The 25,474-nt window shown below is 72.4% G+C and carries 24 protein-coding genes; 8 read left to right on the plus strand and 16 right to left on the minus strand.

Annotation, left to right across the window (positions count from 1 at the left end):
- Nucleotides 1-20: 20 nt before the first annotated feature.
- The 4 genes from ACIQMV_RS04595 to afsQ1 form a co-directional block, all read right to left on the minus strand.
- Nucleotides 21-602: a VanZ family protein gene (locus ACIQMV_RS04595; RefSeq protein ID WP_402591108.1), complete on the minus strand. Its 582-nt coding sequence runs from the start codon at nucleotides 600-602 to the stop codon at nucleotides 21-23.
- 587 nt (nucleotides 603-1,189) lie between these two features.
- Nucleotides 1,190-1,798, minus strand: coding sequence for a hypothetical protein (locus ACIQMV_RS04600; RefSeq protein ID WP_401773160.1), 609 nt, complete (start codon nucleotides 1,796-1,798; stop codon nucleotides 1,190-1,192).
- The gene (locus ACIQMV_RS04605; protein WP_401773161.1) at nucleotides 1,795-3,420 is read right to left on the minus strand and encodes an ATP-binding protein; all 1,626 of its coding nucleotides are present in this window, start codon (nucleotides 3,418-3,420) and stop codon (nucleotides 1,795-1,797) included. Before ACIQMV_RS04605 ends, ACIQMV_RS04600 begins: the two co-directional genes overlap by 4 nt.
- Nucleotides 3,417-4,094, minus strand: coding sequence for a two-component system response regulator AfsQ1 (gene afsQ1, locus ACIQMV_RS04610; protein WP_037868090.1), 678 nt, complete (start codon nucleotides 4,092-4,094; stop codon nucleotides 3,417-3,419). The genes ACIQMV_RS04605 and afsQ1 overlap by 4 nt, the downstream gene beginning before the upstream one ends.
- Before the next feature lie 193 nt (nucleotides 4,095-4,287).
- Here afsQ1 and ACIQMV_RS04615 point away from each other — a divergent pair, with 193 nt between their 5' ends.
- Complete coding sequence (locus ACIQMV_RS04615) at nucleotides 4,288-5,064, plus strand: SigE family RNA polymerase sigma factor (protein ID WP_402591111.1); 777 nt, start codon at nucleotides 4,288-4,290, stop codon at nucleotides 5,062-5,064.
- Between the two features lie 349 nt (nucleotides 5,065-5,413).
- On the opposite strand, the gene ACIQMV_RS04620 is transcribed toward ACIQMV_RS04615, so the two are convergent.
- Nucleotides 5,414-6,049, minus strand: coding sequence for a uridine kinase (locus tag ACIQMV_RS04620; RefSeq protein ID WP_225078926.1), 636 nt, complete (start codon nucleotides 6,047-6,049; stop codon nucleotides 5,414-5,416).
- Nucleotides 6,050-6,177: 128 nt separating this feature from the next.
- Between ACIQMV_RS04620 and ACIQMV_RS04625 the strand changes: the two genes are divergently transcribed.
- Nucleotides 6,178-6,576 (plus strand): hypothetical protein, encoded by a 399-nt coding sequence (locus tag ACIQMV_RS04625; RefSeq protein WP_141359051.1) that lies wholly within the window; start codon nucleotides 6,178-6,180, stop codon nucleotides 6,574-6,576.
- 92 nt (nucleotides 6,577-6,668) lie between these two features.
- Here the strand turns inward: ACIQMV_RS04625 and ACIQMV_RS04630 are convergent, their stop codons facing one another.
- The 3 genes from ACIQMV_RS04630 to deoC are packed head-to-tail and all read right to left on the minus strand — an operon-like array spanning nucleotide 6,669 to nucleotide 9,986.
- The gene (locus tag ACIQMV_RS04630; RefSeq protein WP_141359049.1) at nucleotides 6,669-7,586 is read right to left on the minus strand and encodes an aldehyde dehydrogenase family protein; all 918 of its coding nucleotides are present in this window, start codon (nucleotides 7,584-7,586) and stop codon (nucleotides 6,669-6,671) included.
- Nucleotides 7,579-9,030, minus strand: coding sequence for an aldehyde dehydrogenase family protein (locus ACIQMV_RS04635; RefSeq protein ID WP_141359041.1), 1,452 nt, complete (start codon nucleotides 9,028-9,030; stop codon nucleotides 7,579-7,581). Before ACIQMV_RS04635 ends, ACIQMV_RS04630 begins: the two co-directional genes overlap by 8 nt.
- A 5-nt stretch (nucleotides 9,031-9,035) precedes the next feature.
- Complete coding sequence (deoC, locus tag ACIQMV_RS04640; protein WP_141366321.1) at nucleotides 9,036-9,986, minus strand: deoxyribose-phosphate aldolase; 951 nt, start codon at nucleotides 9,984-9,986, stop codon at nucleotides 9,036-9,038.
- 159 nt (nucleotides 9,987-10,145) lie between these two features.
- Between deoC and ACIQMV_RS04645 the strand changes: the two genes are divergently transcribed.
- Complete coding sequence (locus ACIQMV_RS04645) at nucleotides 10,146-10,814, plus strand: PH domain-containing protein (protein WP_401773167.1); 669 nt, start codon at nucleotides 10,146-10,148, stop codon at nucleotides 10,812-10,814.
- Nucleotides 10,815-10,911: 97 nt separating this feature from the next.
- On the opposite strand, the gene ACIQMV_RS04650 is transcribed toward ACIQMV_RS04645, so the two are convergent.
- From ACIQMV_RS04650 to ACIQMV_RS04660, 3 genes are all read right to left on the minus strand, one after another.
- On the minus strand, nucleotides 10,912-12,567 hold the full coding sequence (locus ACIQMV_RS04650) for a phospho-sugar mutase (protein ID WP_402591114.1): 1,656 nt from the start codon (nucleotides 12,565-12,567) through the stop codon (nucleotides 10,912-10,914).
- Between the two features lie 285 nt (nucleotides 12,568-12,852).
- Nucleotides 12,853-13,677, minus strand: a complete 825-nt coding sequence (locus ACIQMV_RS04655) for a purine-nucleoside phosphorylase (protein ID WP_141359035.1) — start codon at nucleotides 13,675-13,677, stop codon at nucleotides 12,853-12,855.
- A 150-nt stretch (nucleotides 13,678-13,827) separates the two neighbouring features.
- Nucleotides 13,828-14,265, minus strand: a complete 438-nt coding sequence (locus ACIQMV_RS04660) for a gamma-glutamylcyclotransferase (RefSeq protein ID WP_141359033.1) — start codon at nucleotides 14,263-14,265, stop codon at nucleotides 13,828-13,830.
- Nucleotides 14,266-14,371: 106 nt separating this feature from the next.
- Here ACIQMV_RS04660 and ACIQMV_RS04665 point away from each other — a divergent pair, with 106 nt between their 5' ends.
- Together ACIQMV_RS04665 and ACIQMV_RS04670 are read left to right on the plus strand one after the other, a co-directional pair.
- Complete coding sequence (locus ACIQMV_RS04665) at nucleotides 14,372-15,844, plus strand: NAD(P)H-quinone dehydrogenase (protein WP_141359031.1); 1,473 nt, start codon at nucleotides 14,372-14,374, stop codon at nucleotides 15,842-15,844.
- Between the two features lie 185 nt (nucleotides 15,845-16,029).
- The gene (locus ACIQMV_RS04670) at nucleotides 16,030-16,989 is read left to right on the plus strand and encodes a DeoR/GlpR family DNA-binding transcription regulator (protein WP_402591116.1); all 960 of its coding nucleotides are present in this window, start codon (nucleotides 16,030-16,032) and stop codon (nucleotides 16,987-16,989) included.
- 201 nt (nucleotides 16,990-17,190) lie between these two features.
- Here ACIQMV_RS04670 and ACIQMV_RS04675 read toward each other — a convergent pair whose 3' ends face one another.
- Nucleotides 17,191-18,966 (minus strand): acetyl/propionyl/methylcrotonyl-CoA carboxylase subunit alpha, encoded by a 1,776-nt coding sequence (locus ACIQMV_RS04675; RefSeq protein ID WP_402591118.1) that lies wholly within the window; start codon nucleotides 18,964-18,966, stop codon nucleotides 17,191-17,193.
- Nucleotides 18,967-19,340: 374 nt separating this feature from the next.
- On the opposite strand from ACIQMV_RS04675, the gene ACIQMV_RS04680 reads away from it, so the two are divergent.
- A complete protein-coding gene (locus tag ACIQMV_RS04680; RefSeq protein WP_402591120.1) occupies nucleotides 19,341-19,913 on the plus strand; it encodes a hypothetical protein in 573 nt (190 codons plus the stop codon).
- Here ACIQMV_RS04680 and ACIQMV_RS04685 read toward each other — a convergent pair whose 3' ends face one another.
- From ACIQMV_RS04685 to ACIQMV_RS04700, 4 genes are all read right to left on the minus strand, one after another.
- Nucleotides 19,914-20,534, minus strand: a complete 621-nt coding sequence (locus tag ACIQMV_RS04685) for a Maf family protein (RefSeq protein ID WP_402591122.1) — start codon at nucleotides 20,532-20,534, stop codon at nucleotides 19,914-19,916. It lies immediately after the preceding gene.
- A 32-nt stretch (nucleotides 20,535-20,566) separates the two neighbouring features.
- Nucleotides 20,567-20,695, minus strand: coding sequence for a morphogenic membrane protein MmpB (mmpB, locus tag ACIQMV_RS04690; RefSeq protein WP_141359021.1), 129 nt, complete (start codon nucleotides 20,693-20,695; stop codon nucleotides 20,567-20,569).
- Nucleotides 20,696-21,372: 677 nt separating this feature from the next.
- Nucleotides 21,373-21,579: an acyl-CoA carboxylase epsilon subunit gene (locus ACIQMV_RS04695; protein WP_141359019.1), complete on the minus strand. Its 207-nt coding sequence runs from the start codon at nucleotides 21,577-21,579 to the stop codon at nucleotides 21,373-21,375.
- Between the two features lie 9 nt (nucleotides 21,580-21,588).
- Nucleotides 21,589-23,190, minus strand: a complete 1,602-nt coding sequence (locus tag ACIQMV_RS04700; RefSeq protein ID WP_402591125.1) for an acyl-CoA carboxylase subunit beta — start codon at nucleotides 23,188-23,190, stop codon at nucleotides 21,589-21,591.
- A gap of 111 nt (nucleotides 23,191-23,301) precedes the next feature.
- Between ACIQMV_RS04700 and ACIQMV_RS04705 the strand changes: the two genes are divergently transcribed.
- Together ACIQMV_RS04705 and ACIQMV_RS04710 are read left to right on the plus strand one after the other, a co-directional pair.
- Nucleotides 23,302-24,186, plus strand: coding sequence for a biotin--[acetyl-CoA-carboxylase] ligase (locus ACIQMV_RS04705; RefSeq protein ID WP_402591127.1), 885 nt, complete (start codon nucleotides 23,302-23,304; stop codon nucleotides 24,184-24,186).
- Between the two features lie 115 nt (nucleotides 24,187-24,301).
- Complete coding sequence (locus ACIQMV_RS04710; RefSeq protein WP_402591129.1) at nucleotides 24,302-25,465, plus strand: adenylate/guanylate cyclase domain-containing protein; 1,164 nt, start codon at nucleotides 24,302-24,304, stop codon at nucleotides 25,463-25,465.
- Nucleotides 25,466-25,474 lie beyond the last annotated feature (9 nt).

The raw sequence follows: 25,474 nt of genomic DNA on the forward strand, positions 1-25,474 counted from the left end.
TGCCCCGTCCGTCTTCCACGTTACGGAGACGAAGGGGGCAGAGCGTCGCTCCACGGGGCGAGGCCGACCCTGGGAATCGTCGGGGTGCGCCCCTGAGGCGGATCCTCCTGGCGCGGAGCCGGCCGGTCCCGGCGCTCGGCCCCGCGGCGGAGACGGGAGCGGCCCGCGGGCACGACCGTGAGGTGGGCGAGGGCCACGCCCGTGGTGTTCAGCAGGAGCGTGTCGACGTCCACCACCCGGCCCGGTACGCCGGTCTGCAGCAGGGCGATGCCCAGCGAGACCAGGGCGCCCGCGGCGACCGTGCGGAACAGGGACCCGAGTGGAGAGACGTGAAGGCTGCCGTGCGTCATCGGCAGCAGTACGCCCAGCGGCGCGAGCAGCGCCAGGCCCTCGCCGATGCGCCGGGCCGCCTCGGGCCAGCCCAGCGCCAGGTCGCCCCGGACGGTGGCGAGCGGACGCAGATTGGGCGGCGTCACCCAGGGGACGTCCAGCGGACGCAGCGTGAGCCAGGCGACGAGCGCGAGGTGGGCGACGAGGAGGACACCCCCTGTCACACGGACGTGGAACGCGGCGTTGCCGCGGATGGAGCCTTGACGCTGCACGCCACCCAAGACGCGGCCCCCGGCACGATCGGTTCCGGCCGGACGGCACACTCCGTGGTGAGTGCTGCGCCACACTCGCGCGCCGTGCCTGTGTGTCATGGCCTTGTGCCATACCCGTGCGCCGTGCCTGTGTGACATGGCCCTGTGCCACACCCGTGTGCCACGCCCCCGCGGCACACCTGTGCACGGCACCTGTGTGTCACGGCTTTGTGCCGCGCTTGTGTGTCACGGTCCCATATCGGGCCTGTGTGCCACGCCCGGTCGCCACGGCCCTGTGCCGCGTCCGGGTGTCACGGCCCAGGGCCAAACCTGTTGTGCCGCGCCTGTGTGGCCACGGTCCTGTGTCACACCCGTGCGCCACGGCCGTGTGCGACAGCCGAGCGCCCCACTCGTGCGCCGCGCCCGTGCACCCATGGCCCTGTGTCACAGCCATGCGCCGCACCTGTGTGCCAGGCCCAGCGTCAAGCCCGTGCGCCACCCGTGTGCCACGGCCCTGGCCCAAGCCTGTGTGGCCAGGGCCCCGTGCCGCGCCCGTGTGCCACGACCGAGCGGCACACCCGTGGCCCGCAGCCGTGTGCCGCCCCGCGTCAGCCCGTGGTCACCTGGGTCGACGGTGGCAGGGTGGTGCCCGGTCGGGACCGGAGTTCCCCGGTGCACTCGTAGCGGCGCAGCGCCGTGTCGTCCGGGCCGCCGAGGACGACGGAGCCGTCCCCCTCGGCGGCGGCCGAGTCGGACAGCGTGCACACGATCTGCGCGAGGGCGTACGGGGCGAGGCCGGCCGGCGCGCTGCTCAGCCGGAGCGTGTCGGCGGGGTCACCGGGGCGCGGCCCTTCGACCTTCAGGCCGTCCGGGACGTGTGTGGTGTACCCGGCCGCCTTCTCGCCGGTCGACGGCGGCGCGGCGAGCTGGTCGAGCAGCCCCTGGGCCACGATCACCCGCCGCCGCGCGTCCGCGGTGCCCTCCGGCACCCGTACCGTCCGGTCGACGGTCACCAGCGACGAGCCGCACAACAGGAAGACCTGTACGGGCACGCCGCGCGAGGACTGGATGGTCAGGTCGGGCTGGGACAGCGAGCAGGGCACACGGGAGGGCGCGCCGCCGAAGTCCGTGGGCACCTCGGTGGGCCGGATCCCGCACCCGGCGAGCAGCAGGCCCAGGGCGGTCAGCGCCGCCGGCAGAAGTCGGCGTGCGTTCATCGGGCGGCCCCCTTCCCGCCGTTCGTGCCGTTCGTGCCGTTCGCGCTGTCCTCCTCGTATCGGTCACCCTCGGACCGCTCCTCGGCGAGCGCGGAGGCGTCCTGCGGCAGCCGCAGCGTGAACACCGCTCCGCCCTCGGGCGAGTTGGCCGCGGTGATGCCGCCGCCGTGGATGTGCGCGTTGTTCAGGGCGATGGACAGCCCGAGGCCGCTGCCCTCGGAGCGCGGCCGGGACGCGCTCGCCTTGTAGAAGCGGTCGAAGACGTGCGGCAGGACGTCCTCGGGGATGCCCGGCCCGTGGTCGCGCACCTGGATGACGATCTCGGCCGGCCGCTCCGCCTCCGCGGCCGACTCGCGCACCGACACCCGTACGGGCGAGCCGCCGTGCTTGAGCGCGTTGCCGATGAGGTTGGCGAGGATGACGTCCAGGCGGCGCGGGTCGAGCCGGGCGTGGATGCCGCGCTCGGCGTCCAGCTCCACGGCGTCCAGCCAGGCGCGGGCGTCGATGCAGGCGGTGATCTGGTCGGCGATGTCGACGTCGTCCAGCACCAGCCGGGCCGTGCCCGCGTCGAAGCGGGTGACCTCCATCAGGTTCTCGACCAGGTCGTTCAGCCGCCGGGTCTCGCTGACGACGAGCCGGACCGCCGGCTCGATCATCGGGTCGATGCCGCCGCTCTCGGAGTCCAGCTCCTCCTCCAGCACCTCCGTCACGGCGGTGATGGCGGTCAGCGGCGTGCGCAGCTCGTGGCTCATGTCCGCGACGAAGCGGCGGGACGCCTCGTCGCGGGCGGCCATGTCGGCGACCCGTTTCTCCAGCGCCTCGGCCGCCTTGTTGAACGTGCGGGACATGTCGGCGAGTTCATCGGTTCCGGACACCCGCAGCCGGGTGTCGAGCTTGCCCTCGCCGAGCCGGCGCGCGGCGACTCCCAGCCGGTGCACCGGCTTCAGCACCGTCGTGGCGGCGGCCTGGGCGAGGAGAGCGGCACCGACGAGCGCCAGTGCGGTGGCGATGCCCAGGGACCAGGCCAGCGAGTTGAGGTCCTTGGCCTCCGGCTCCAGCGACTTGAGCATGTAGCCGGTCGGGCCGCCGCCGATCACCCGTGTGCCGGCCACCAGGTACGGAGTCCCGTGCATGACGATCCGCTGCCAGTACAGGTGGTAGGGCGCCTTGTTGGCCGAGGAGAGCGGCTGCTGCCTGTTCACCGCGGTGCGCAGCGAGGCGGGCACGTCCTCCAGCGAGAAGCCGTTCAGCCCGCCGGAGTTGCCGTACAGCGTCCTGCCGTTCGCGTCCTGGCCGACCAGCAGCACGCTGAAGCGCTGGCTGCTGCCGGCCATCTGCCCGGCGGTGTGCTGGAGTTGGTCCTGCGTGGTGTGCACCGGCAGCGCGCCCGCGCGGTTCTGCACCTCCTGCTGGAAGTCGCGCAGCGCCGCGTCCTGGGCGCGGGTGAGCACCGCCTCGCGGTTGAGCCAGTACGCGATCCCGGACGCCGACACGGCCGCGGTCAGTGCCACCAGCGCGAAGACCACGACCAGCCGCAGGCGCAGACTGGTGAACCGCAGCCGGGACAACGTTCCCCTGCGCTCCGAGGCCCAGCCCCGGAGTCCGCCCCGCTCGTCCGTCACTGAGGCGCGTCCAGGCGGTAACCGACGCCGCGCACGGTACGGATCAGCGTCGGGGACGAGGGCACGTCCTCCACCTTGGCCCGCAGCCGCTGCACACAGGCGTCCACCAGCCGCGAGTCACCGAGGTAGTCGTGCTCCCACACCAGCCGCAGCAGCTGCTGCCGGGACAGCGCCTGCCCGGGCCGGCGGCTCAGCTCCAGCAGCAGTCTCAGCTCGGTCGGGGTCAGCTGGAGGTCCTCGCCGTTCTTCGTCACGGTCATCGCCGCCCGGTCGATGACGAGGCTGCCGAAGGTCGCCGAGTCGTTCGCCTCCCGCTCGCCGCGCCGCAGCACGGCCCGGATCCGGGCGTCCAGCACCCGCCCCTGCACGGGTTTGACCACGTAGTCGTCGGCTCCGGACTCCAGCCCGACCACCACGTCGATGTCGTCGCTGCGCGCGGTGAGCAGAATGATCGGCAGCTGGTCCGTGCGCCGGATGCGCCGGCACACCTCGAACCCGTCGATGCCGGGCAGCATCACGTCCAGCACGATCAGGTCCGGCCGCTGCTCGCGCAGCAGCTTCAGACCGTCCTCACCGCTGGCAGCGGTGGCCACCCGGTGTCCCTGGCGCGTCAGTGAGAGCTCCAGGGCCGTTCGGATGGCGTCGTCGTCCTCGATCAGCAACAGGGAAGGCACGAACCTCATTCTGGCCCATGCCGGGTCGGTGTTTCGACACCCGTACGGCGACCTGCGCCCGGTAACGGCCTCCGTACCCCTGTGACAGGTCTGTGACAGTCGGCGGACATGGCCATGAAGTGGCCACGGCAAGATTTTCGGCACGGGGCAAGAAGCAGGACGGAACACCGGAACTCCACGACGGGGGGCGCGAATGAACACACTGCACAGCACCAGCCACAGCGCAGTGGTCACGCGTCTGCACGACGTGGCCCGGTCTTCGGAGAAGTCCGGTGCCGTGAGCGGGCGGGGGTGCGCTCGCGGCACCGGGCGTCAGCACGCCGCGCATGCGCAGCAGGGGCCTCAGCCCCGCATGACGGTGGTTGACGCTCACACGGGGGAAACACACGGGGGAACCGCGTACGGGGAGGGTCCGGGGGAGCGCCGCGCACTGTCGGAGGCCGTGGACGCCGAAGCGGCGTTCACCGCCTACGTCCAGGAGCGCCGCGCCTCCCTGTACGCAACCGCCTACCACCTCACCGGTGACCGCTTCGAGGCCGAGGACCTGCTGCAGAGCGCGCTGTTCTCGACCTACCGGGCGTGGGACCGGATCAGTGACAAGGCGGCCGTCGGCGGATACCTCCGCCGCACCATGACCAACCTGCACATCAGCGCCTGGCGGCGCCGCAAGCTCAACGAGTACCCGACCGAGGAACTGCCGGAGACGCCCGGCGACACGGACGCCATGCGCGGCACCGAGCTGCGTACGGTCCTGTGGCAGGCGCTGGCCCGGCTGCCCGAACTCCAGCGCACCATGCTGGTCCTGCGTTACTACGAGGGCCGTACGGACCCGGAGATCGCGGACATCCTCGGCATAAGCGTCGGCACGGTGAAGTCCAGCATCTGGCGGTCCCTGCGCCGGCTGCGCGAGGACGAGGTCCTCAGCATCGGCCGTGACCGTGAGGAGTCCTTCGGCGAGCTCGTCGCCTGAGCCGACCGAAGGGCAGCGGGGGGAAACGGGGGGAAACGGGGGAAGGGGAGAACGGGGGGAACAACGGGGGAGGGAAAAAGACGGGGGAACCGGGGGAACAACGGGGACTCGGGGGATGGGGGAATCCCTGGGGACACGGGGGAACACGGGGGAGTGTGGGGGAGCACCAAGGAAGCGGGACTGGAGGACCGGGGGGTCTGTCCAGTCCCGCTTTCGCGTGCGCAGGCGCCTTGACGCGAGAGAGGCGCTCCGAGGCACGTACGACGACGGGGGTGTACGGGGCGCGCGTGGTCGCGTACAAGGCGCGTAGGCGCGTACGAGGTGTGTACTTCCCTGTGCCGTACGCCGGTTACGCGGCCGTCCGTGTCTGCGCCTGCCGACCCGCCGCCGCGGCGGCCAGCCGGCCCAGGGCCTCGTCCCGGTCGCAGGCGTGGGCGCCCAGCGCGACCTGGCGGGCCACGATCGACCGCTCGGCGCGCATCAGCCGCCAGCCCCGGCGCAGCAGGAACGGGACCGACTTGCGGCCCTCCTTCAGATCCCGGAGGAAGCGCCGCCGGAAGGTCCTGACCGGTCCGCGGTTCAGGCACAGCGCGTCGGCCAGGACACCGAGTTCCCGGCAGCGCCCCACGATCTCGGCGGCGAAGACGCCCTCCGCGATGAACAGCGGGGTGCGGCCGATGTGCAGCGTGTCCTCACCGGTGCGGGCGCTCAGCGAGATGTCGTACACCGGCACGTCCGTGGTGCCCGTCGCGCACAGCCGGCTGATCGCCGCGACCGCGACGTCCGCGTCCCACGAGCCGGGGTGGTCCCAGTCGATGTCCGAACTCCCCGCCACCAGCGGCAGGGTCGGGTCACCGGCCTCCTTGTAGAAGTCGTCGAGGCGCAGCACGGGCAGTCCGGAGCGGGCGGCTACCAGGGACTTGCCCGAGCCCGAGGGGCCGCACAGCAGCACGACACGGGCGGGTGACGGGGGATGAAGGCTCACGGAACACCAGTTTGACGCATGGTGGCCCGCCTGCCGACCCCGCGGGTCGGCTTTGGAACGTGGGTTACGTCTCAACTACCCTGTGCGCTGTTTCCGTTACCCACCGCATCCGTAAGGCGGCACCAGTCATGGCTCGACACGCGTCCTCCCCCCGCTCCACTGCCCGGCGCGTCCTGGTCGCCGTCGCGACCGCCGGGGCCGCCCTGGGTGTGGGCGCGACAACGGCCTCGGCGGACATCCTCCCGGGCGGGGGCGAGGGCCGCCTGCTCGGCTCCCTCGGCAGGGCCGACCCGCAGACGGGCGTGCAGGCACTGACCGGCACCGTCGGCCACACCACCGGAACGGTCACGGCCCTCAAGCCCAACCCCCTGGCGGGCACCGGCGTCGACCCGCTCGACAACGGCGTCGGCACCCAGCTCGCCGACTTCCGCCCGGTCGGTTCGAAGATGCTCACGGGCCCGGTGGCCCAGGCCCCGTCGGTGGGTGCCGTGCCGGTCGTCGGGCAGGTGCTCGGGTCGGTGCGCTGACGCGCGCACGCGGAGAGCCGCGCCTCCCCCGGACGGAGGGGAGACGCGGCTCTCGGCTGTGCGGGCCGCCGCGGTGCGGCGCCCCGGGCGGCTCAGTACGACGAGCCGGAGGCGCCCAGCGAGCCCGTCGGGTGCCAGACCGTCTTGGTCTCCAGGAAGGCCGTCATACGGTCGATGCCCGGCGTCGCGAAGTAATCCACAGGCTGTGGACGAAGGACGCGCTTGAGGTTGTCCGCCGCCGCGACCTCCAGCTCCTTCGCCAGCTCGGCGCCGGCGCCCGCGAGGTCGATCGCGTTGACGTCCTGGTGTGCGGCGAGCGGCGTGGCGATCTCCGCCGTACCGCCGGACAGGACGTTCACGACACCGCCCGGCAGGTCGGAGGTGGCCAGCACCTCGCCGAGGGAGAGCGCGGGGAGCGGGTGCTTCTCGCTCGCGACCACCACCGCCGTGTTGCCCGTCGCGATCACCGGGGCGATCACCGAGACCAGGCCCAGGAACGACGACTCCTGCGGGGCCAGGACGGTCACCACGCCCGTCGGCTCGGGGGAGGAGAGGTTGAAGTACGGGCCCGCGACCGGGTTGCCGCCGCCCACCACCTGGGCGATCTTGTCGGTCCAGCCCGCGTACCAGACCCAGCGGTCGATCGCCGCGTCGACCTGCGCGGCCGCCTTGACCTTGGACAGGCCCTCGGCCTCGGCGACCTCGCGGACGAACTGCTCGCGGCGGCCCTCCAGCATCTCCGCGACGCGGTAGAGGATCTGGCCCCGGTTGTACGCGGTCGCGCCGGACCACGCGCCGAACGCCTTGCGCGCGGCGACGACCGCGTCACGGGCGTCCTTGCGGGACGACCGCGGAGCGTTCGCCAGCCAGTTGCCCTTGGAGTCGCTCACCTCGTACACCCGGCCGCTCTCGGAACGCGGGAACTTGCCGCCCACGTACAGCTTGTAGGTCTTGAGGACCGAAAGCCGCGGTTCGGTCGTCGCCCCAGACTTCTCGGACTTCTCAGACATCGAGGTACGCCTCCAGGCCGTGCCGGCCGCCCTCGCGGCCGAAGCCCGACTCCTTGTAGCCGCCGAACGGCGAGGTCGGATCGAACTTGTTGAACGTGTTGGACCAGACGACACCGGCGCGCAGCCTGCTCGCCACCGCCAGGATCCGGGAACCCTTCTCCGTCCAGATGCCCGCCGAGAGCCCGTACGGGGTGTTGTTGGCCTTGGCGACGGCCTCGTCCGGGGTGCGGAAGGTGAGGACGGAGAGCACCGGGCCGAAGATCTCGTCACGGGCGATGGTGTGCGCCTGGGTGACACCGGTGAACAGCGTCGGGGCGAACCAGTAGCCGCTCTCGGGCAGTTCGCAGGCGGGCGACCAGCGCTCGGCACCCTCCGCCTCGCCCTGGTCGGCGAGCGTGGTGATCCGGGCCAGCTGCTCGGCGGAGTTGATCGCGCCGATGTCGGTGTTCTTGTCGAGCGGATCGCCCAGACGCAGGGTGGAGAGCCTGCGCTTGAGGGAGTCCAGCAGCTCGTCGTGGATCGACTCCTGCACCAGCAGGCGCGAGCCCGCGCAGCAGACCTGGCCCTGGTTGAAGAAGATGCCGTTCACGATGCCCTCGACGGCCTGGTCGATCGGCGCGTCGTCGAAGACGATGTTGGCGCCCTTGCCGCCCAGTTCGAGGGTGAGCTTCTTGTCCGTGCCCGCGACCGTGCGCGCGATCGCCTTGCCGACGGCCGTGGAGCCGGTGAAGGCGACCTTGTTCACGTCCGGGTGCGCGACCAGCGCGGCGCCCGCGTCGCCGTAGCCGGGAAGGATGTTGACGACACCCTTCGGCAGGCCCGCCTGGCGGCAGATGTCCGCGAAGAACAGCGCGGAGAGCGGGGTGGTCTCGGCGGGCTTGAGCACGACCGTGTTGCCGGTCGCCAGCGCCGGGGCGATCTTCCACGCCAGCATCAGCAGCGGGAAGTTCCACGGGATGACCTGGCCGGCCACGCCCAGCGGCTTCGGGGACGGTCCGAAGCCCGCGTGGCCGAGCTTGTCCGCCCAGCCGGCGTAGTAGAAGAAGTGCGCGGCCACCAGGGGCAGGTCCGCGTCCCTGGTCTCCCGGATCGGCTTGCCGTTGTCCAGCGTCTCCAGGACCGCCAGCTCACGGCTGCGCTCCTGGACGATGCGGGCGATGCGGAACAGGTACTTGGCGCGCTCGGAGCCGGGCAGCGCCGACCACTTCACGAAGGCCTTGCGGGCCGCCTTGACCGCGCGGTCCACGTCCGCCTCGCCGGCCTGGGCGACCTCGGACAGCACCTCCTCCGTGCTGGGGGAGACCGTCTTGAAGACCTTGCCGTCGGCGGCCTCGGTGAACTCGCCGTCGACGAACAGGCCGTAGGACGGCGCGATGTCGACGACCGACCGGGACTCGGGAGCCGGTGCGTAGGCGAAGGGGGAAAGCGGGTTTTCCGTGTTCATGGGGCTCAGTCCACCGTCACGTAGTCGGGGCCGGAGTAGCGGCCGGTGGCCAGCTTCTGGCGCTGCATCAGCAGGTCGTTCAGGAGCGAGGAGGCGCCGAAGCGGAACCAGTGGTTGTCCAGCCAGTCCCCGCCGGCGGTCTCGTTGACCAGGACCAGGAACTTGATCGCGTCCTTGGAGGTGCGGATGCCGCCGGCCGGCTTCACGCCCACCTGCACGCCGGTCTGCGCCCGGAAGTCACGGACGGCCTCCAGCATGAGCAGCGTGTTGGCCGGGGTGGCGTTGACGGCGACCTTGCCGGTGGAGGTCTTGATGAAGTCGGCGCCCGCCAGCATGCCGAGCCAGCTCGCGCGGCGGATGTTGTCGTACGTCGACAGCTCGCCGGTCTCGAAGATGACCTTCAGGCGGGCGCTCGAACCGCAGGCCTCCTTCACGGCGGCGATCTCGTCGTACACCTTGAGGTACTTGCCGGCGAGGAACGCCCCGCGGTCGATGACCATGTCGATCTCGTCGGCGCCCGCGGCGACCGCCGCGCGCACGTCCGCCAGCTTGATGTCCAGCGGCGCCCGGCCGGCCGGGAAGGCGGTGGCGACCGAGGCGACCTTCACGGCCGAGCCGGCCACGGCCTCCTTCGCGGTGGCCACCATGTCGGGGTACACGCAGACCGCGGCCGTGGCGGGGGCCGTACGGTCCGTCGGGTCGGGGTGGACCGCCTTGGCGCCGAGCGCCCGGACCTTGCCCGGGGTGTCCGCGCCTTCCAGCGTCGTCAGGTCGACCATCGAGATGGCGAGGTCGATCGCGTACGCCTTCGCGGTGGTCTTGATGGAACGGGTGCCGAGCGAGGCGGCGCGCGCCTCCAGGCCGACCGCGTCGACGCCGGGCAGCCCGTGCAGGAAGCGGCGCAGCGTGCTGTCGGACGCGGTGACGTCAGCGAGAGGGGGTGCAGTGGTGGGCATGGTCACCAGGCGAGCATATCTACGCGCGTAGCGGCTGTACACCCCTTGAGTCCAGATTGTGCCTCCGGCCATATTCCGCCGGGTGCTGGTCTCCGTGCTCGCTCCGCGCTACCGCACCGCGGATGAGGGCACCCGCGGACGTCGGGCACAATCGGGGCCATGACGACGCCCGAGCACGAACCCCCCGCGCCGCAGCCCTCCGCCTCCGAGTTCCAGGACCGGGTCCACCGGTCGTCCGCGGGCATCGCGGGCGGTGTCCTGCTGCTCGCCATCATCCTGTGGCTGGGCATCGACGCGCTGGTCACCGGCCAGGGCCGCACCCCGTGGCTGGCGCTCGCCGGGATGATCCTCGCGGTGCCGCTCGTGGTCGCCTTCACCGTGCGGCCCGCCGTGTACGCCAACGCCGACCGGCTGCGCGTCCGCAACCCCTTCCGCGTGATCGTGCTGCCCTGGGGGCAGGTCTCCGGCCTGCGCTCCGGCTACTCCAACGAGGTGTTCGACAAGGCGGGCACCAAGTACCAGCTGTGGGCGCTGCCCGTGTCGCTGCGGGCGCGCAAGCGGGCCGCCCGCCGGCAGGCGAGGGCCACCGTCGCGACCGCACGCGCGACGGGTGGCACCAGTGCCGGCGGCGCCGGTGACACCGCCGCGGACCGCGATCCCATCCGGACGGACACCGACCAGTTCATGAACGACCTGCGCGAGGTCCAGGAGGCCCGCGAGCACGCCGAGTCCGCCCAGGGCGAGGTGACGGTCCGCTGGGCGTACGAGATCGTGGGTCCGGCGCTGGCCGGTGCGGTGGTGCTGGCGGTTCTGATCGCGGTGGGGTGACGCGGGCGCGGCGGCGTCACATCGCGTGACCTTCGGAACGGAACGGGTGCCCTCCGAGTGGGGCACCCGTTCCGTTCCGGTTCCGTCTTCGTACGGGTCAGATGCCCGCCGCCGCCGACAGGTCCCGCTTGATCGACGCCAGCAGGGCGTCGGCCCTGCCGCGGGCCGCCGGGAGGTCGGCGTGGGTGCCGACCGGGATCACGACCTCCAGGTAGCACTTCAGCTTGGGCTCCGTGCCGCTGGGGCGGACGATGACGCGGGCGCCGTCGAGGGTGTAGCGCAGGCCGTCCGTGGGCGGCAGCCGGTCCGTGCCCCGGGTGAGGTCCTCGGAACGGGTGACCGGCAGGCCCGCGAGCGCGGTCGGGGGCTGCTCGCGCAGGCGCCGCATCGCGTCGGCGATCAGCGAGAGGTCCTTGACGCGGACCGAGAGCTGGTCGGTGGCGTGCAGGCCGTGCTCGACGGCGAGGTCGTCCAGGAGGTCCAGCAGGGTGCGGCCCTCCTCCTTGAGCCGGGACGCCAGTTCGGTGATCAGGAGGGCGGCGGTGATGCCGTCCTTGTCGCGCACGCCGTCGGGGTCGACGCAGTAGCCGAGGGCCTCCTCGTAGCCGTAGCGCAGACCCTCCACGCGGGCGATCCACTTGAAGCCGGTGAGCGTCTCCTCGTGGGGCAGGCCCGCCTTCCCGGCGATGCGTCCGAGGAGGGAGGAGGAGACGATCGACTCCGCGAAGGTGCCGGTCACGCCGCGGGAGACCAGGTGGGCGGCGAGCAGGGCGCCCACCTCGTCGCCGCGCAGCATGCGCCAGTCGGTGCCGTGCCCGACGGCCACCGCGCAGCGGTCGGCGTCGGGGTCGTTGGCGATGATCAGGTCGGGGCCGGTCGCGCGGGCCCGGGCGAACGCCAGGTCCATCGCGCCGGGCTCCTCCGGGTTGGGGAAGGCGACGGTCGGGAAGTCCGGGTCCGGCTCGGCCTGCTCGGCGACCAGGTCCGGGGCCGGGAAGCCGGCCCGGGCGAACGCGGCGAGGAGGGTGTCCTTGCCGACGCCGTGCATCGCCGTGTAGACGGTGCGGGCCGTGCGCGGCGAGCCGGGGGCGAGGACCGCGTCCGTACGGGCCAGGTAGGCCTCCAGGACGGAGTCGTCGAGGATGTCCCAGCCGGAGTCGGGGCGGGGCACCGCGGTGAGCGTGGTGATCGCGTCGATCTCGGCGGCGATTCCGGCGTCCGCCGGGGGCACGATCTGGGAGCCGTCGCCCAGGTAGACCTTGTAGCCGTTGTCGCGGGGCGGGTTGTGGCTGGCGGTGACCTCCACACCGGCGACCGCGCCGAGGTGCCTGATGGCGAAGGCGAGGACCGGGGTGGGGAGGGGGCGGGGGAGCACGGCGGCGCGCAGTCCGGCGCCCGTCATGACGGCGGCGGTGTCGCGGGCGAAGTCGGCGGACTTGTGCCGGGCGTCGTAGCCGATGACGACGAGGCCGGCGTTCTCGTCCCCGTGGGCGGTCCCGTTCTTCTTCAGGTACGCGGCGAGGCCTGCGGCGGCGCGGATGACGACGGAGCGGTTCATGCGCATGGGCCCGGCGCCGAGTTCGCCGCGCAGGCCGGCGGTGCCGAACTGGAGCGTGCCGGCGAAGCGGGCCGTCAGCTCCTCGGTGTTCTCGGCGGTCGGGGCTTCGAGGAGCCGGGCGAGTTCGTCCCGGGTGTCGGCGTCGGGGTCCTCGGCCAGCCACGCCTTGGCCCGTGCGATGAGGTCGTCGTGCACGTTGGGGTCAGCCTCTCGTGAGTTTGTCGGCCTGGGCCGTCTGCCTCCGGCGGGTGGGTGCCGGGGCACCTGGGATGCGTTGGGGGGCGGAGCCGTGGGGCGCCTCCGGCCGCCGCGCGCGAGCGTACTGCCCGGAGTTCCGGGGCCGTGCCGGGCGGAGAGCGCCGGGCGGAGCCGAAGTGCGCGGCAGGGGCCGCCGGCGCGCCCCACGGCCCCTTCCGCGGTCCGGCGGCTCCCCCTTCACGGGTGCCGCCGGGCGTTCGGCGTGCCGCGGTGTGCCGGGGTCTACAGGCGGCCCAGCACCTGGGTGAGCAGGGATCCCATGCGGGTGGCGCTGTCGCGGCCCGCCTGGAGGACCTCCTCGTGGTTGAGGGGCTCGCCGGTCATGCCCGCGGCGAGGTTGGTCACCAGGGAGATGCCGAGGACCTCCGCGCCCGCCTCACGGGCGGCGATCGCCTCCAGGACGGTGGACATGCCGACCAGGTCCGCGCCGATGGTGCGGGCCATGCGGATCTCCGCCGGCGTCTCGTAGTGCGGGCCGGGGAACTGGGCGTAGACGCCCTCCTCGAGGGTGGGGTCGACCTCCTTGCACAGGGCGCGCAGGCGCGGCGAGTACAGGTCGGTGAGGTCGACGAAGTTGGCGCCGACGATCGGCGAGGTCGCCGTCAGGTTGAGGTGGTCGCTGATCAGCACCGGCTGGCCGGGGCGCATGCCCTCGCGCAGACCGCCGCAGCCGTTGGTGAGCACGATCGTCTTGCAGCCGGCCGAGACGGCGGTGCGCACACCGTGGGCCACGGCGGCCACGCCCCGGCCCTCGTAGTAGTGGGTGCGGCCCAGGAACACCAGCGCGCGTCTGTCCCCGATGGCGTACGAGCGGATCTTGCCGCCGTGGCCCTCCACCGCGGGCGGCGGGAATCCGGGCAGCTCGGTGACCTGGAACTCGGCGTCGGGGGCCCCCAGGGCGTCGACGGCCGGTGCCCAGCCGGACCCCATCACGAGGGCGACGTCGTGGGACTCGGCACCGGTGAGTTCGCGCAGGCGCGCGGCGGCGGCGTCGGCGGCGGCGTACGGATCGCCCTGGATGTCGTCCGGAAGAAGAGATGCGTTCACGCGGATGAGCGTAGCCGGTATTCGCCTACGCGCGTAGATGTCAGTGGTCACGGCAATGCGATCGTTGTCTTGTCGTTTCCGGCGAGGGGGGCGCCGGAGGGGCCCGCTCGGGCTTTCGCTCAGCTCAGGCCTTCGGGAGCCCCGCGCCGCTCAGCACGGCCGCTTCCGCAGCTCCATCACATAGTCGTGGGGTGCCCCCGCCGACTCCGCCGCGTCCGCGATCTCGCCGAGGTAGCGGGCGGAGGGGAGACCACCCTCGTAGGCGTTGAGGACGTAGACCCAGGCCGGTTCCTCGCCGTCCAGGGTGTGGATGCGCACACGTGCGCGCCGGTAGACGTCCATGCCCACCCCCACCCAGCGGTCCAGGACGTCCTCGTCCATCGGGGCGATGTCGTAGAGGGCCACGAAGACCTGGGAGATCGGATCCTCGACCAGGGTCGCCAGCGCGCCCTCCCAGCCCACCTGCTCGCCGCCGAAGGTCAGCCGCCAGCCGTTCAGCCAGCCCGTGGCACGCAACGGCGAGTGCGGGGCGCGGCTGGACATCAGCCCCGCGTCGAGATTGCCGGCGTATGCGGCATAGAGCGACATGCGTCGAGCGTACGGCAGCCGCGCACCCGCCTCACGGGTCCCAGGCGCAACGGGAGAGCACCGCGTCGACGCCCCGGGGCCGTAGCACCTTGAACGGTGCGGGACAATGGAGTACGTGACTCGGATCGTGATCATCGGTGGTGGACCCGGCGGCTACGAAGCAGCGCTGGTGGCGGCGCAGCTCGGCGCGGAGGTGACCGTCGTCGACTGCGACGGTCTGGGCGGAGCGTCGGTGCTGACCGACTGCGTGCCGTCGAAGACCCTTATCGCTACGGCCGAGGTGATGACCACCTTCGACTCCTCGTACGAGGAACTGGGGATCATCGTCGCCGACACCTCCTCAGACGGCGGCCCCGCCCAGGACCTCCCGGCGGACCAGGCCGGCCGGGTGGTGGGCGTCGACCTGGGGAAGGTCAACCGCCGGGTGAAGCGGCTGGCGCTCGCCCAGTCCCACGACATCACCGCCTCCGTGACGCGGGCCGGCGCCCGGGTCGTGCGCGGGCACGGCCGGCTGGAGGGCATGCAGGCGCTCGACGGGTCGCGCACGGTCGTCGTCAGGGCCGCCGACGGGAGCGAGGAGAGGCTCACCGCGGACGCCGTGCTGATCGCGACCGGCGGCCACCCGCGCGAGCTGCCCGACGCCCAGCCGGACGGCGAGCGGATCCTCAACTGGACCCAGGTCTACGACCTCACCGAGCTGCCCGAGGAACTCATCGTGGTCGGCTCGGGCGTCACCGGTGCCGAGTTCGCGGGCGCCTACCAGGCACTCGGCTCGAAGGTCACGCTGGTGTCCTCCCGCGACCGCGTGCTGCCGGGTGAGGACCCGGACGCGGCCGCGGTCCTGGAGGACGTCTTCCGCCGCCGCGGCATGAACGTCATGGCGCGCTCGCGGGCCGCCGCGGCCAAGCGGGTCGGGGACCGTGTGGAGGTGACGCTGGCGGACGGCCGGGTCATCACGGGCAGCCACTGCCTGATGGCCGTCGGCGCCATCCCCAACAGCGCCGGGCTCGGCCTGGAGGAGGCCGGCGTCAAACTGCGCGAGTCCGGTCACATCTGGACCGACAAGGTGTCGAGGACGACGGCTCCGGGCGTGTACGCGGCCGGCGACGTGACCGGAGTCTTCGCGCTGGCGTCGGTGGCGGCGATGCAGGGACGCATCGCGATGTACCACTTCCTGGGCGACGCGGTGGCCCCGCTGAACCTGAAGACGGTCTCCTCCAACGTCTTCACCGACCCCGAGATCGCCACCGTCGGCTACACCCAGGCCGACGTGGACGCCGGCAAGATCGACGCCCGCTGCGTGAAGCTGCCGCTGCTGCGCAACCCGCGCGCCAAGATGCAGGGCATCCGGGACGGCTTCGTCAAGATCTTCTGCCGTCCGGGCACGGGGATCGTGGTCGGCGGCGTGGTCGTCGCCCCGCGCGCCTCGGAACTGATCCACCCCATCTCGATCGCCGTCGACAACAACCTGACGGTCGAACAGATCGCGAACGCCTTCACCGTGTACCCCTCGCTGTCGGGGTCGATCGCGGAGGTGGCACGGCAGTTGCACACGCGCAAGGCGACGGCCGAGGCCTAGGGTCTCTCAGGCGGGTCCGGCGTCCGGGTCGACTCCCCGCCGGTCACGGGGAGTTGCGGACCATGCCGGTGGCACGGGCAGGGGGACCAGGCCCTATACCACTTCGCACCCTGCCCTGCGAACAACTTCTGCTATTCGGCGCAAACTGCTGAAAGCAGACGGTCGCTGGGGTTACTGTCAGTTTCGTGTTCGCTGCTGAACGTCGCCAATTGATCCTCGAAATGGTGCGAGCGAACGGTGCCGTGTCGCTCCGTGAACTCGCCCGCGTCGTCCAGACCTCCGAAGTGACCGTACGGCGGGACGTGCGGGCGCTGGAGGCCGAAGGACTCCTCGACCGCCGGCACGGCGGTGCGGTACTCCCGGGTGGGTTCACCCGGGAGTCCGGCTTCCCGCAGAAGTCGCACCTCGCGACCGCGGAGAAGACGGCCATCGCCGACCTCGCCGCGAGCCTCGTCGAAGAGGGCGAGGCGATCGTCGTGGGCGCGGGTACCACCACTCAGGAGCTCGCCCGCCGGCTCGCCCGGGTTCCCGGCCTGACCGTCGTCACCAACTCCCTGCTGGTCGCCCAGGCGTTGGCCCATGCCAACCGCGTGGAGGTCGTGATGACCGGCGGCACGCTGCGCGGCTCCAACTACGCGCTCGTCGGGTCGGGGGCGGAGCAGTCGCTGCACGGGCTGCGGGTGTCCAAGGCCTTCCTGTCGGGGAGCGGGCTGACGGCCGAACGGGGCCTGTCCACCTCCAACATGCTGTCGGCGTCCGTCGACCGGGCCCTGGTGCAGGCCGCCGCGGAGGTGGTGGTCCTCGCCGACCACACCAAGCTCGGTACGGACACGATGTTCCAGACCGTCCCGACCGATCTCATCACCCGCCTGGTGACGGACGAGCCCCCGGCCCACGACGACCGCGCGGCCACCGAGCTCCAGGCCCTCGCCGACCAGGGCGTCCAGATCGCCGTGGCCGGCGCGACGGGAAACCCGGTGGCGGACCAGCCCCCGCCCCGCGACCGTCGCCGTGAGGTCCCGCTCCCGGGTCCCCGCCGCACCCCGCCGCCGAGCGCGAACCTCCGCCCGGCGTCCCTGGGCGGGGAACAGCCGAACGGCACGGAACGCCCGGCCGCACGGGTGGCGGACCTCCGGAGGCGATGAAGGCCTCCGGACCGGCCTCGGGACTTTCGGGCCGTCCTTGGGGAGGACTTCCGACAGTCCTCGGGAAGGGCTTCCGGCCGTCCTCGGGAAGGCCTCCGACAGTCCTCGGGAAGGCCTCCGACCGCCCTGCGGAAAGCACGGCGCCCGGCGGGCCGCTCTCGCGGCTCGCCGGGCGCCTGTGGGTGCGGGTGCTCCGGGGGCTCAGTCCTTGATCTCGCAGATGACGGCGCCGGAGGTGATGGAGGCGCCGACGTCGGCCGACAGGCCCTTGATGGTGCCGCTGCGGTGGGCGTTGAGAGGCTGCTCCATCTTCATGGCCTCCAGGACGACGACCAGGTCGCCCTCCTTGACCTCCTGGCCCTCCTTGACGGCGACCTTGACGATGGTGCCCTGCATCGGGGAGGCGAGGGTGTCGCCGGAGGCGACGGGGCCGGACTTCTTCGCGGCGCGGCGCTTGGGCTTGGCGCCCGCGGCGAGGCCGGTGCGGGCCAGGGACATGCCCAGCGAGGTGGGCAGGGAGACCTCCAGGCGCTTGCCGCCGACCTCGACGACGACGGTCTCGCGACCCGTCTCCTCGTCCCCCTCCGCGCTGTCGGCGGTGGCGGTGAAGGGCTTGATCTCGTTGACGAACTCGGTCTCGATCCAGCGGGTGTGGACCGTGAACGGGTCGGTGGAGCCGGTCAGTTCGGGGGCGAACGCCGGGTCGGTGACCACCGCGCGGTGGAAGGGGATCGCGGTGGCCATGCCCTCGACCTGGAACTCCTCCAGGGCACGGGCGGCCCGCTGGAGGGCCTCCTTGCGGGTGCGGCCGGTCACGATCAGCTTGGCCAGCAGGGAGTCCCAGGCCGGGCCGATGACGCTGCCGGACTCGACGCCCGCGTCCAGGCGGACGCCGGGGCCGGACGGCGGGGCGAAGTTCGTCACGGTGCCGGGGGCGGGCAGGAAGCCCCGGCCCGGGTCCTCGCCGTTGATGCGGAACTCGAAGGAGTGGCCGCGCAGCGGCGGGTCGTCGTAGCCGAGTTCCTCGCCGTCGGCGATGCGGAACATCTCGCGGACCAGGTCGATGCCGGCGACCTCTTCGGTGACCGGGTGCTCGACCTGGAGGCGGGTGTTGACCTCCAGGAAGGAGATCGTGCCGTCCTGGCCGACCAGGAACTCACAGGTGCCGGCGCCGACGTAGCCGGCCTCCGACAGGATCGCCTTGGAGGCGCGGTACAGCTCGGTGACCTGCTCGTCGGACAGGAACGGCGCCGGGGCCTCCTCGACCAGCTTCTGGTGGCGGCGCTGGAGGGAGCAGTCACGGGTGGAGACGACGACCACGTTGCCGTGCTGGTCGGCCAGGCACTGGGTCTCCACGTGCCGCGGCCGGTCCAGGTAGCGCTCGACGAAGCACTCGCCGCGGCCGAAGGCGGCCACGGCCTCGCGCACCGCGGACTCGTACAGCTCGGGGACCTCGTCCAGGGTGCGGGCGACCTTCAGGCCGCGCCCGCCGCCGCCGAAGGCGGCCTTGATGGCGATCGGCAGGCCGTGCTCCTCGGCGAAGGCCACGACCTCCTCGGCACCGGAGACGGGGTCGGGGGTGCCGGCCACCAGCGGCGCGCCGGCGCGCTGGGCGATGTGCCGGGCCGCGACCTTGTCGCCCAGGTCGCGGATGGCCTGCGGCGGCGGGCCGATCCAGACCAGGTCCGCGTCCAGTACGGCCTGGGCGAAGTCGGCGTTCTCCGAGAGGAAGCCGTACCCGGGATGGATCGCGTCCGCGCCGGACTCCTTCGCGGCCTTCAGTACCTTGTCGATGTCCAGGTAGCTGGTGGCCGGGGTGTCACCGCCCAGGGCGAACGCCTCATCCGCGGCGCGGACATGCAGAGCGTCCCGGTCCGGGTCGGCGTAGACGGCCACGCTCGCGATACCGGCGTCCCGGCAGGCCCGGGCAACGCGGACAGCGATTTCGCCACGGTTGGCGATGAGCACCTTGCGCACGATTGAGGCTCCCTCCTTGAAACAAGCCGAGTTTAGGGACTGCCGACACGGCACTTCGACCCGTCCCCGATGGTGAGCTTGCCCACACGGAGCGTGATTCGAGGCGCGCTCGACCTGCGAAATCCCTTGTCGCATCGCTGTACGCAGGACTCCTCCGGAAAACCCTAGCCCTCCCATGTGGCCAAGGTCTCTGTGAGGGCGTGCTGCGACGCACTTCGTTTCTTTGTGGAGTCCCTACGAATGGCCCAACGATTCTTTGCCGGTGACAGAACCCTTGTCCCCGGGTTTACCCGTTAGTAACGTTCACGATGTCTCGGCGGTACTCGCGGTAACAGGGCTCCGGACGGAGCGGCAGTCGGAAGTGGGTGGGACCGGTGGTGCGCAGACCGGTGGCGTGGGTGGTGGCGGTCGTGCTCTTCGCCGAGGCCTTGGGCGTGGTGGCGCTGAACTGGTTCCTCGGCGAGGTCGTGCACCGGCAGAGGATGTCCCTGGCCGGCCTGGATCCGAACGTGATGGCGAACTCGTCGAAGGCCGGCGGTCTGGTCTTCGGTCTCTACTTCGCTCTGTGCGGGCTGGTCGCCCTGCTCGTGGCGGTACGGGGCCGCCGCCCGGCCGGCCTCGGACGCGTCCTGCTGATCAGCGCGGCCGTGGTGCACGGGCTGCTGGGCGCGTTCGCCTGGGGGCTGGTGGGCCGGCGGGGGTTCCTGTTCATGGTGCTGGTGCTCGGGCTCATCGTGCTGCTGCTGATGACGTACGACCGCGAGGAGGGACCGGCCGGTGAGGTGCCGGGCGGCCCCCGGGACGCGGGCGGTCCCGGGGCCGAGAACACTCCCGGGCCTGCGGGCGAGACGGGTCACGGGGGCGAGACGGATCACGGGGGCGAGACGGGTCACGGGAGCGAGGCGCCCGGACCTCTCACCCCTCCGGCCGAGGCCCGCACTCCCTGATCAGTCCTCGGCCGGCGCCCACAACTCGGTGATACCCACGCCGAGTTCGGCCAGCAGACGGCGGACCAGGGGCAGGCTGATGCCGATGACGTTGCCGTGGTCGCCGTCGATGCCGTCGATGAACGGCGCCGAGCGGCCGTCCAGGGTGAAGGCGCCGGCCACGTACAGCGGCTCGCCCGAGGCGACGTACGCGGCGATCTCCTCGTCCGACGGCTCGCCGAAGCGGACCACGGTGGAGGCGGTGGCCGAGGCATGCCGGCCGCTCACCGTGTCCCAGACGCAGTGCCCGGTCTGGAGGGTGCCGGCCCGGCCGCGCATCGCCTTCCAGCGGGCGGTGGCCTCCTCGGCGTCGGCGGGCTTGCCCAGGGCGTGGCCGTCCAGGTCGAGCACAGAGTCGCAGCCGATCACCAGTGCGCCCCGGACCTCCGGCCGGGCCGCCACCACGGAGGCCTTCGCCTCGGCGAGCGCGAGTGCCAGTTCTGCGGGGGTGGGCGCGGTGACCGCGTCCTCGTCGACGCCGCTGACGATGACCTCCGGGTCGAGTCCGGCCTGCCGGAGCAGCCCGAGCCGGGCGGGGGACTGGGAGGCGAGCACGAGTCGGCGGCGCGGCTGGTCTGTCATACGGTCAGCGTATCGGCGGCGGCTCCTCCGGCTCACCTCACGCCGATCACGAACATCGCCAGCACCATGGCCAGTGCCATGAGAACGCCCAGACGCCGCAACATGTCCTGCGTGTCACGCAGTTCCTTCGGCGGCTCGTTCTCGGGATCGGACCACAGCATCCTCCGATCGTGCGACCGCGACCACACCGCGCGCCTGAGTACGCGTACTCAACTTGTCCCCCACCGGGCGCTCGCGCGGGCGGGCCGGGGGCGCCGCCGCAAGGACTGAACCGCCCCTGACGGCTGCAGGCCCGCCCCTGGGCCACCGCCCCGACGCCGGCCATACCGGCATCGGCCCCACGGCCGTGGCACGCCGGCTGAGGGCCCTCCTGGGTGGCACAGCGGCCGGAGGGCGGGCGGACAGGCCGGGGACACGGCCCGGTCCCAGGAGCGGAGCCGTGCCCGGGCGCACAGGGAGGCACGGAGGGCCCCCGCCGGGGCAGGGGGGCGCAGCCCAGCCGAGACACGGGGGCGGATCCCAGCCGGGACGCCGTGACGCAGGGGCGGAGCCCAGGGGGCTGGGGCGGGGGCCCCAGGAGGCGGTCACTTGAGCCCTACCGAGTTGGGCAGGCGGGGTGGGCCGAGCGCCGGGGCGGAGCCCCGCCGGGGGTGTGGGGCGGAGTCCCAGGGGACGGTCGCCTGAGCCCTGCTGAGTCGGGCGGGATGGTGGGCCGAGCGCCCGGGGCGGAGCCCCGCCGGGGTCTGGGGCGGGGCTCCGGGGGACGGTCGCCTGAACCCCGCCGAGTCGGGCGGGCGGGTGGGTGGGCAGAGCGCCCTGGGCGGCGGGCGGCGGCCGATCAGCCGGGCCAGTAGGTGCGCGACCAGGCCGTCGGGCTCGGAAGAGGGACGTGCCGGGCGGCGATGCGGGACGGGTCGGACCAGGAGTCTCGGGGGGCCGGCGCGCCGGACGGCGTGGTGGCTGCCGCCGCGGCGCGGGCCCGGACCACCGCCAGGGCGGCGGCGAGCTCCTCCGGGGTCGGATTGCCTCGTACGACCTTGATCACAGCGGCTCCTTACAGGGGGATGTTGCCGTGCTTCTTCGGAGGCAGGGATTCCCGCTTGGTGCGCAGCTGACGCAGGCCGCGCACGAGGTGGGAGCGGGTGTCGGAGGGCTTGATCACCGCGTCGACGTAGCCGCGTTCGGCCGCGACGTAGGGGTTGAGGAGGGCGTCCTCGTACTCCTGGATCAGGCGGGCGCGGGTCGCCTCGGCGTCGCCCTCGGCCTCGGCCTCGGCGATCGTGCGGCGGTGCAGGATGTTGACCGCGCCCTGGGCGCCCATGACGGCGATCTGGGCGGTCGGCCAGGCCAGGTTGAGGTCGGCGCCCAGGTGCTTGGAGCCCATGACGTCGTAGGCACCGCCGAAGGCCTTGCGGGTGATCACGGTGATCAGGGGGACGGTCGCCTCGGCGTAGGCGAAGATCAGCTTGGCTCCGCGGCGGATGATGCCGGTGTGCTCCTGGTCGACGCCGGGGAGGAAGCCGGGCACGTCGACGAAGGTGAGCACGGGCACGTTGAAGGCGTCGCAGGTCCGTACGAAGCGGGCGGCCTTCTCGGAGGCGTCGATGTCCAGGCAGCCGGCGAACTGCATCGGCTGGTTGGCGACGATGCCGACCGGGTGGCCCTCCACCCGCCCGAACCCGGTGAGGATGTTCGGCGCGAACAGCGGCTGGGTCTCGAAGAACTCGGCGTCGTCCAGCACGTGCTCGATCACCGTGTGCATGTCGTACGGCTGGTTCGCGCTGTCCGGGACGACCGAGTCCAGCTCCAGGTCCTCGCCGCTGACCGCCAGGTCGGCCTCCTCGGGGAAGACGGGCGCCTCGGAGAGGTTGTTCGACGGCAGGTACGACAGCAGCTGCTTGACGTACTCGATCGCGTCCTTCTCGTCCCCGGCCATGTGGTGGGCCACGCCGGAGGCGGTGTTGTGGGTGCGGGCGCCGCCCAGCTCCTCGAAGCCGACGTCCTCGCCGGTGACCGTCTTGATGACGTCGGGGCCGGTGATGAACATGTGCGAGGTCTGGTCGACCATGATCGTGAAGTCGGTGATCGCCGGCGAGTAGACCGCGCCGCCCGCACACGGGCCGACGACCAGGCTGATCTGCGGGATCACCCCGGAGGCGTGGGTGTTGCGGCGGAAGATCTCCCCGTACGCGCCGAGGGAGGCGACCCCCTCCTGGATCCGGGCGCCACCCGAGTCGTTGATCCCGATGACCGGGCAGCCGGTCTTCAGGGCGAAGTCCATCACCTTGACGATCTTCTGCCCGTAGACCTCGCCCAGGGCTCCTCCGAAGACGGTGAAGTCCTGCGAGAACACCGCGACCGGGCGGCCGTCGACCATGCCGTAGCCGGTGACGACGCCGTCCCCGTACGGCCGGTTCTGCTCCAGGCCGAAGTTGGTGGAGCGGTGCCGGGCGAACTCGTCCAGCTCGACGAACGAGCCCTCGTCGAGCAGCAGTTCGATCCGCTCGCGAGCCGTCAGCTTCCCCTTGGCGTGCTGCTTCTCCACGGCGCGCTCGGAGCCGGCGTGCGTCGCCGCCAGGACGCGGCGCTGAAGATCCGCGATCTTGCCCGCGGTCGTGTGAATGTCGATCTCTTGGCGCTCTTCCGGCTCGGACATCGGGATCGCGGCTCCCTGCCTGCTCACAAGGGGGGACGGTTACTCATCCGTAGCGTAGTAGGGGGTCCGCCGTTCGGCAGTGCGGCGTTTCCCACACCTAGGGTGGCTTGCATGACGCCCCGAGATGCAGCAGACGACAACCCCGACAACGTGCCGCACGGCAGCCGCTGGTCCGACCTGGACCGCCCGCCCCTGAATGCCGGGGCCCTGCGGCGCGGGCTGGTACGGGCGGACGGGCTGTGGTCCGAGGTGGACGTGGTGCAGAGCACGGGCTCCACGAACACGGACCTGGTGGCCCGCGCCGCCGCCGGGAAGGCGGGCGAGGGTGCCGTCCTGGTCGCCGAGGAGCAGACCTCCGCCCGGGGCCGTCTGGACCGCCGGTGGACGGCCCCGCCCCGCTCCGGGCTGTTCTTCTCGGTGCTGCTGCGGCCCAGCGAGGTGCCGGTGGCCCGCTGGGGCTGGCTGCCGCTGCTCACCGGGGTCGCGGTGGCCACGGGCCTGTCCCGGGCCGCCGGGGTCGATATGGCGCTGAAGTGGCCGAACGACCTGCTGGTGACCGTCGGCGATGAGGAACGCAAGGCCGGCGGCATCCTGGCCGAGCGGGCCGGCGAGGACGCCGTGGTCATCGGCGTCGGGGTCAACGTCACGCTCCGGCAGGAGGAGCTTCCCGTCCCGCGGGCCGGTTCCCTCGCCCTCGCCGGAGCGGTGAGCACCGACCGCGACCCGCTGCTGCGGGCGGTCCTGCGCTCCCTGGAGGACTGGTACGGCCGATGGCGGGCGGCGGGAGGCGATCCGGCCGCGAGCGGTCTCCAGGAGACGTACGCGGCGGGCTGTGCGACGCTCGGGCGGGTGGTCCGGGCGGAACTGCCGGGCGACCGGTCGGTGGTGGGTGAGGCGGTCGCGGTGGACGGCGACGGCCGGCTGGTCATCGCCACGGAGGCAGGGGTGCAGGAGCCGGTCGGCGCGGGCGACATCGTGCATCTGCGCCCCGTGTGAATCGGTGCCGGTCAGCTCCCCCTCGGCGCGACCTGACGGAGTGAGCTGGCGCACACCTGCCGTAGAGTTGAGGCCGGTCGATACCTGACCGTGGCAGATCGGAAGGGCAGCAGGCGTGACCGTCGACGACACGGGCTCCGGCGCGGACGCGGACGGCCGGGAGGAGCCTCCGCCATTCCCGTCCTCGCTCGAGCAGGGGGACTCCGACGCCGCCGAATCCGGCGGACACCCTCTCGCGCTGCGTCTCGAACAGCTCATCCTGGGCGCGGAGCGGCGCTACACCCCGTTCCAGGCGGCCCGCAGCGCCGGTGTCTCCATGGAGCTGGCCTCCCGCTTCTGGCGGGCCATGGGCTTCGCCGACATAGGGCAGGCCAAGGCGCTCACGGAGGCCGACGTACTGGCCCTGCGGCGGCTCGCCGGTCTGGTCGAGGCGGGGCTGCTCAGCGAGGCCATGGCGGTGCAGGTGGCCCGGTCCACCGGGCAGACCACCGCCCGTCTGGCCGAATGGCAGATGGACTCCTTCCTGGAGGGCCTGACCGAGCCGCCCGAGCCCGGCATGACCCGCACCGAGGTCACGTACCCGATCGTCGAGCTGCTGCTGCCCGAGCTGGAGGAGTTCCTGGTCTACGTCTGGCGCCGCCAGCTCGCCGCCTCGGCCGGCCGGGTCGTGCAGGCCGCCGACGACGAGGAGATGGTCGACCGGCGGCTGGCCGTGGGCTTCGCGGACCTCGTCGGCTTCACCCGGCTGACCCGCCGCATGGAGGAGGAGGAGCTCGGCGAGCTGGTCGAGGCGTTCGAGACGACCTCGGCCGACCTCGTGGCCGCGCGCGGCGGCCGGCTCATCAAGACGCTCGGCGACGAGGTGCTGTACGCCGCCGACGACGCCGGTACGGCGGCGGACATCGCGCTGCGGCTGGTCGAGACGATGGCCCACGACGAGACGATGCCGGAGCTGCGGGTGGGCATGGCGTTCGGCACGGTGACCACTCGTATGGGCGATGTGTTCGGCACCACCGTCAACCTCGCCTCCCGGCTCACCTCGATAGCTCCGCGTGACGCCGTCCTGGTGGACAGCGCCTTCGCCGAGGAACTGATCCGCACGGGGGACGCCCCGGCGTCCGAGGCGGAGGCGGCCGAGGCCGCGGCGGCCGCGGAGAAGGAGGGCGAGGAGCCGCCGGTGTACCGGTTCGCCCTTCAGCCGATGTGGCAGCGCCCGGTGCGCGGCCTGGGCGTGGTCGAGCCGTGGCTGCTCACCCGGCGGAACGGCGGGACCCCGTAACCGGCGGTC

The organism is Streptomyces sp. NPDC091412 (assembly GCF_044756885.1).
Classification (GTDB): domain Bacteria; phylum Actinomycetota; class Actinomycetes; order Streptomycetales; family Streptomycetaceae; genus Streptomyces.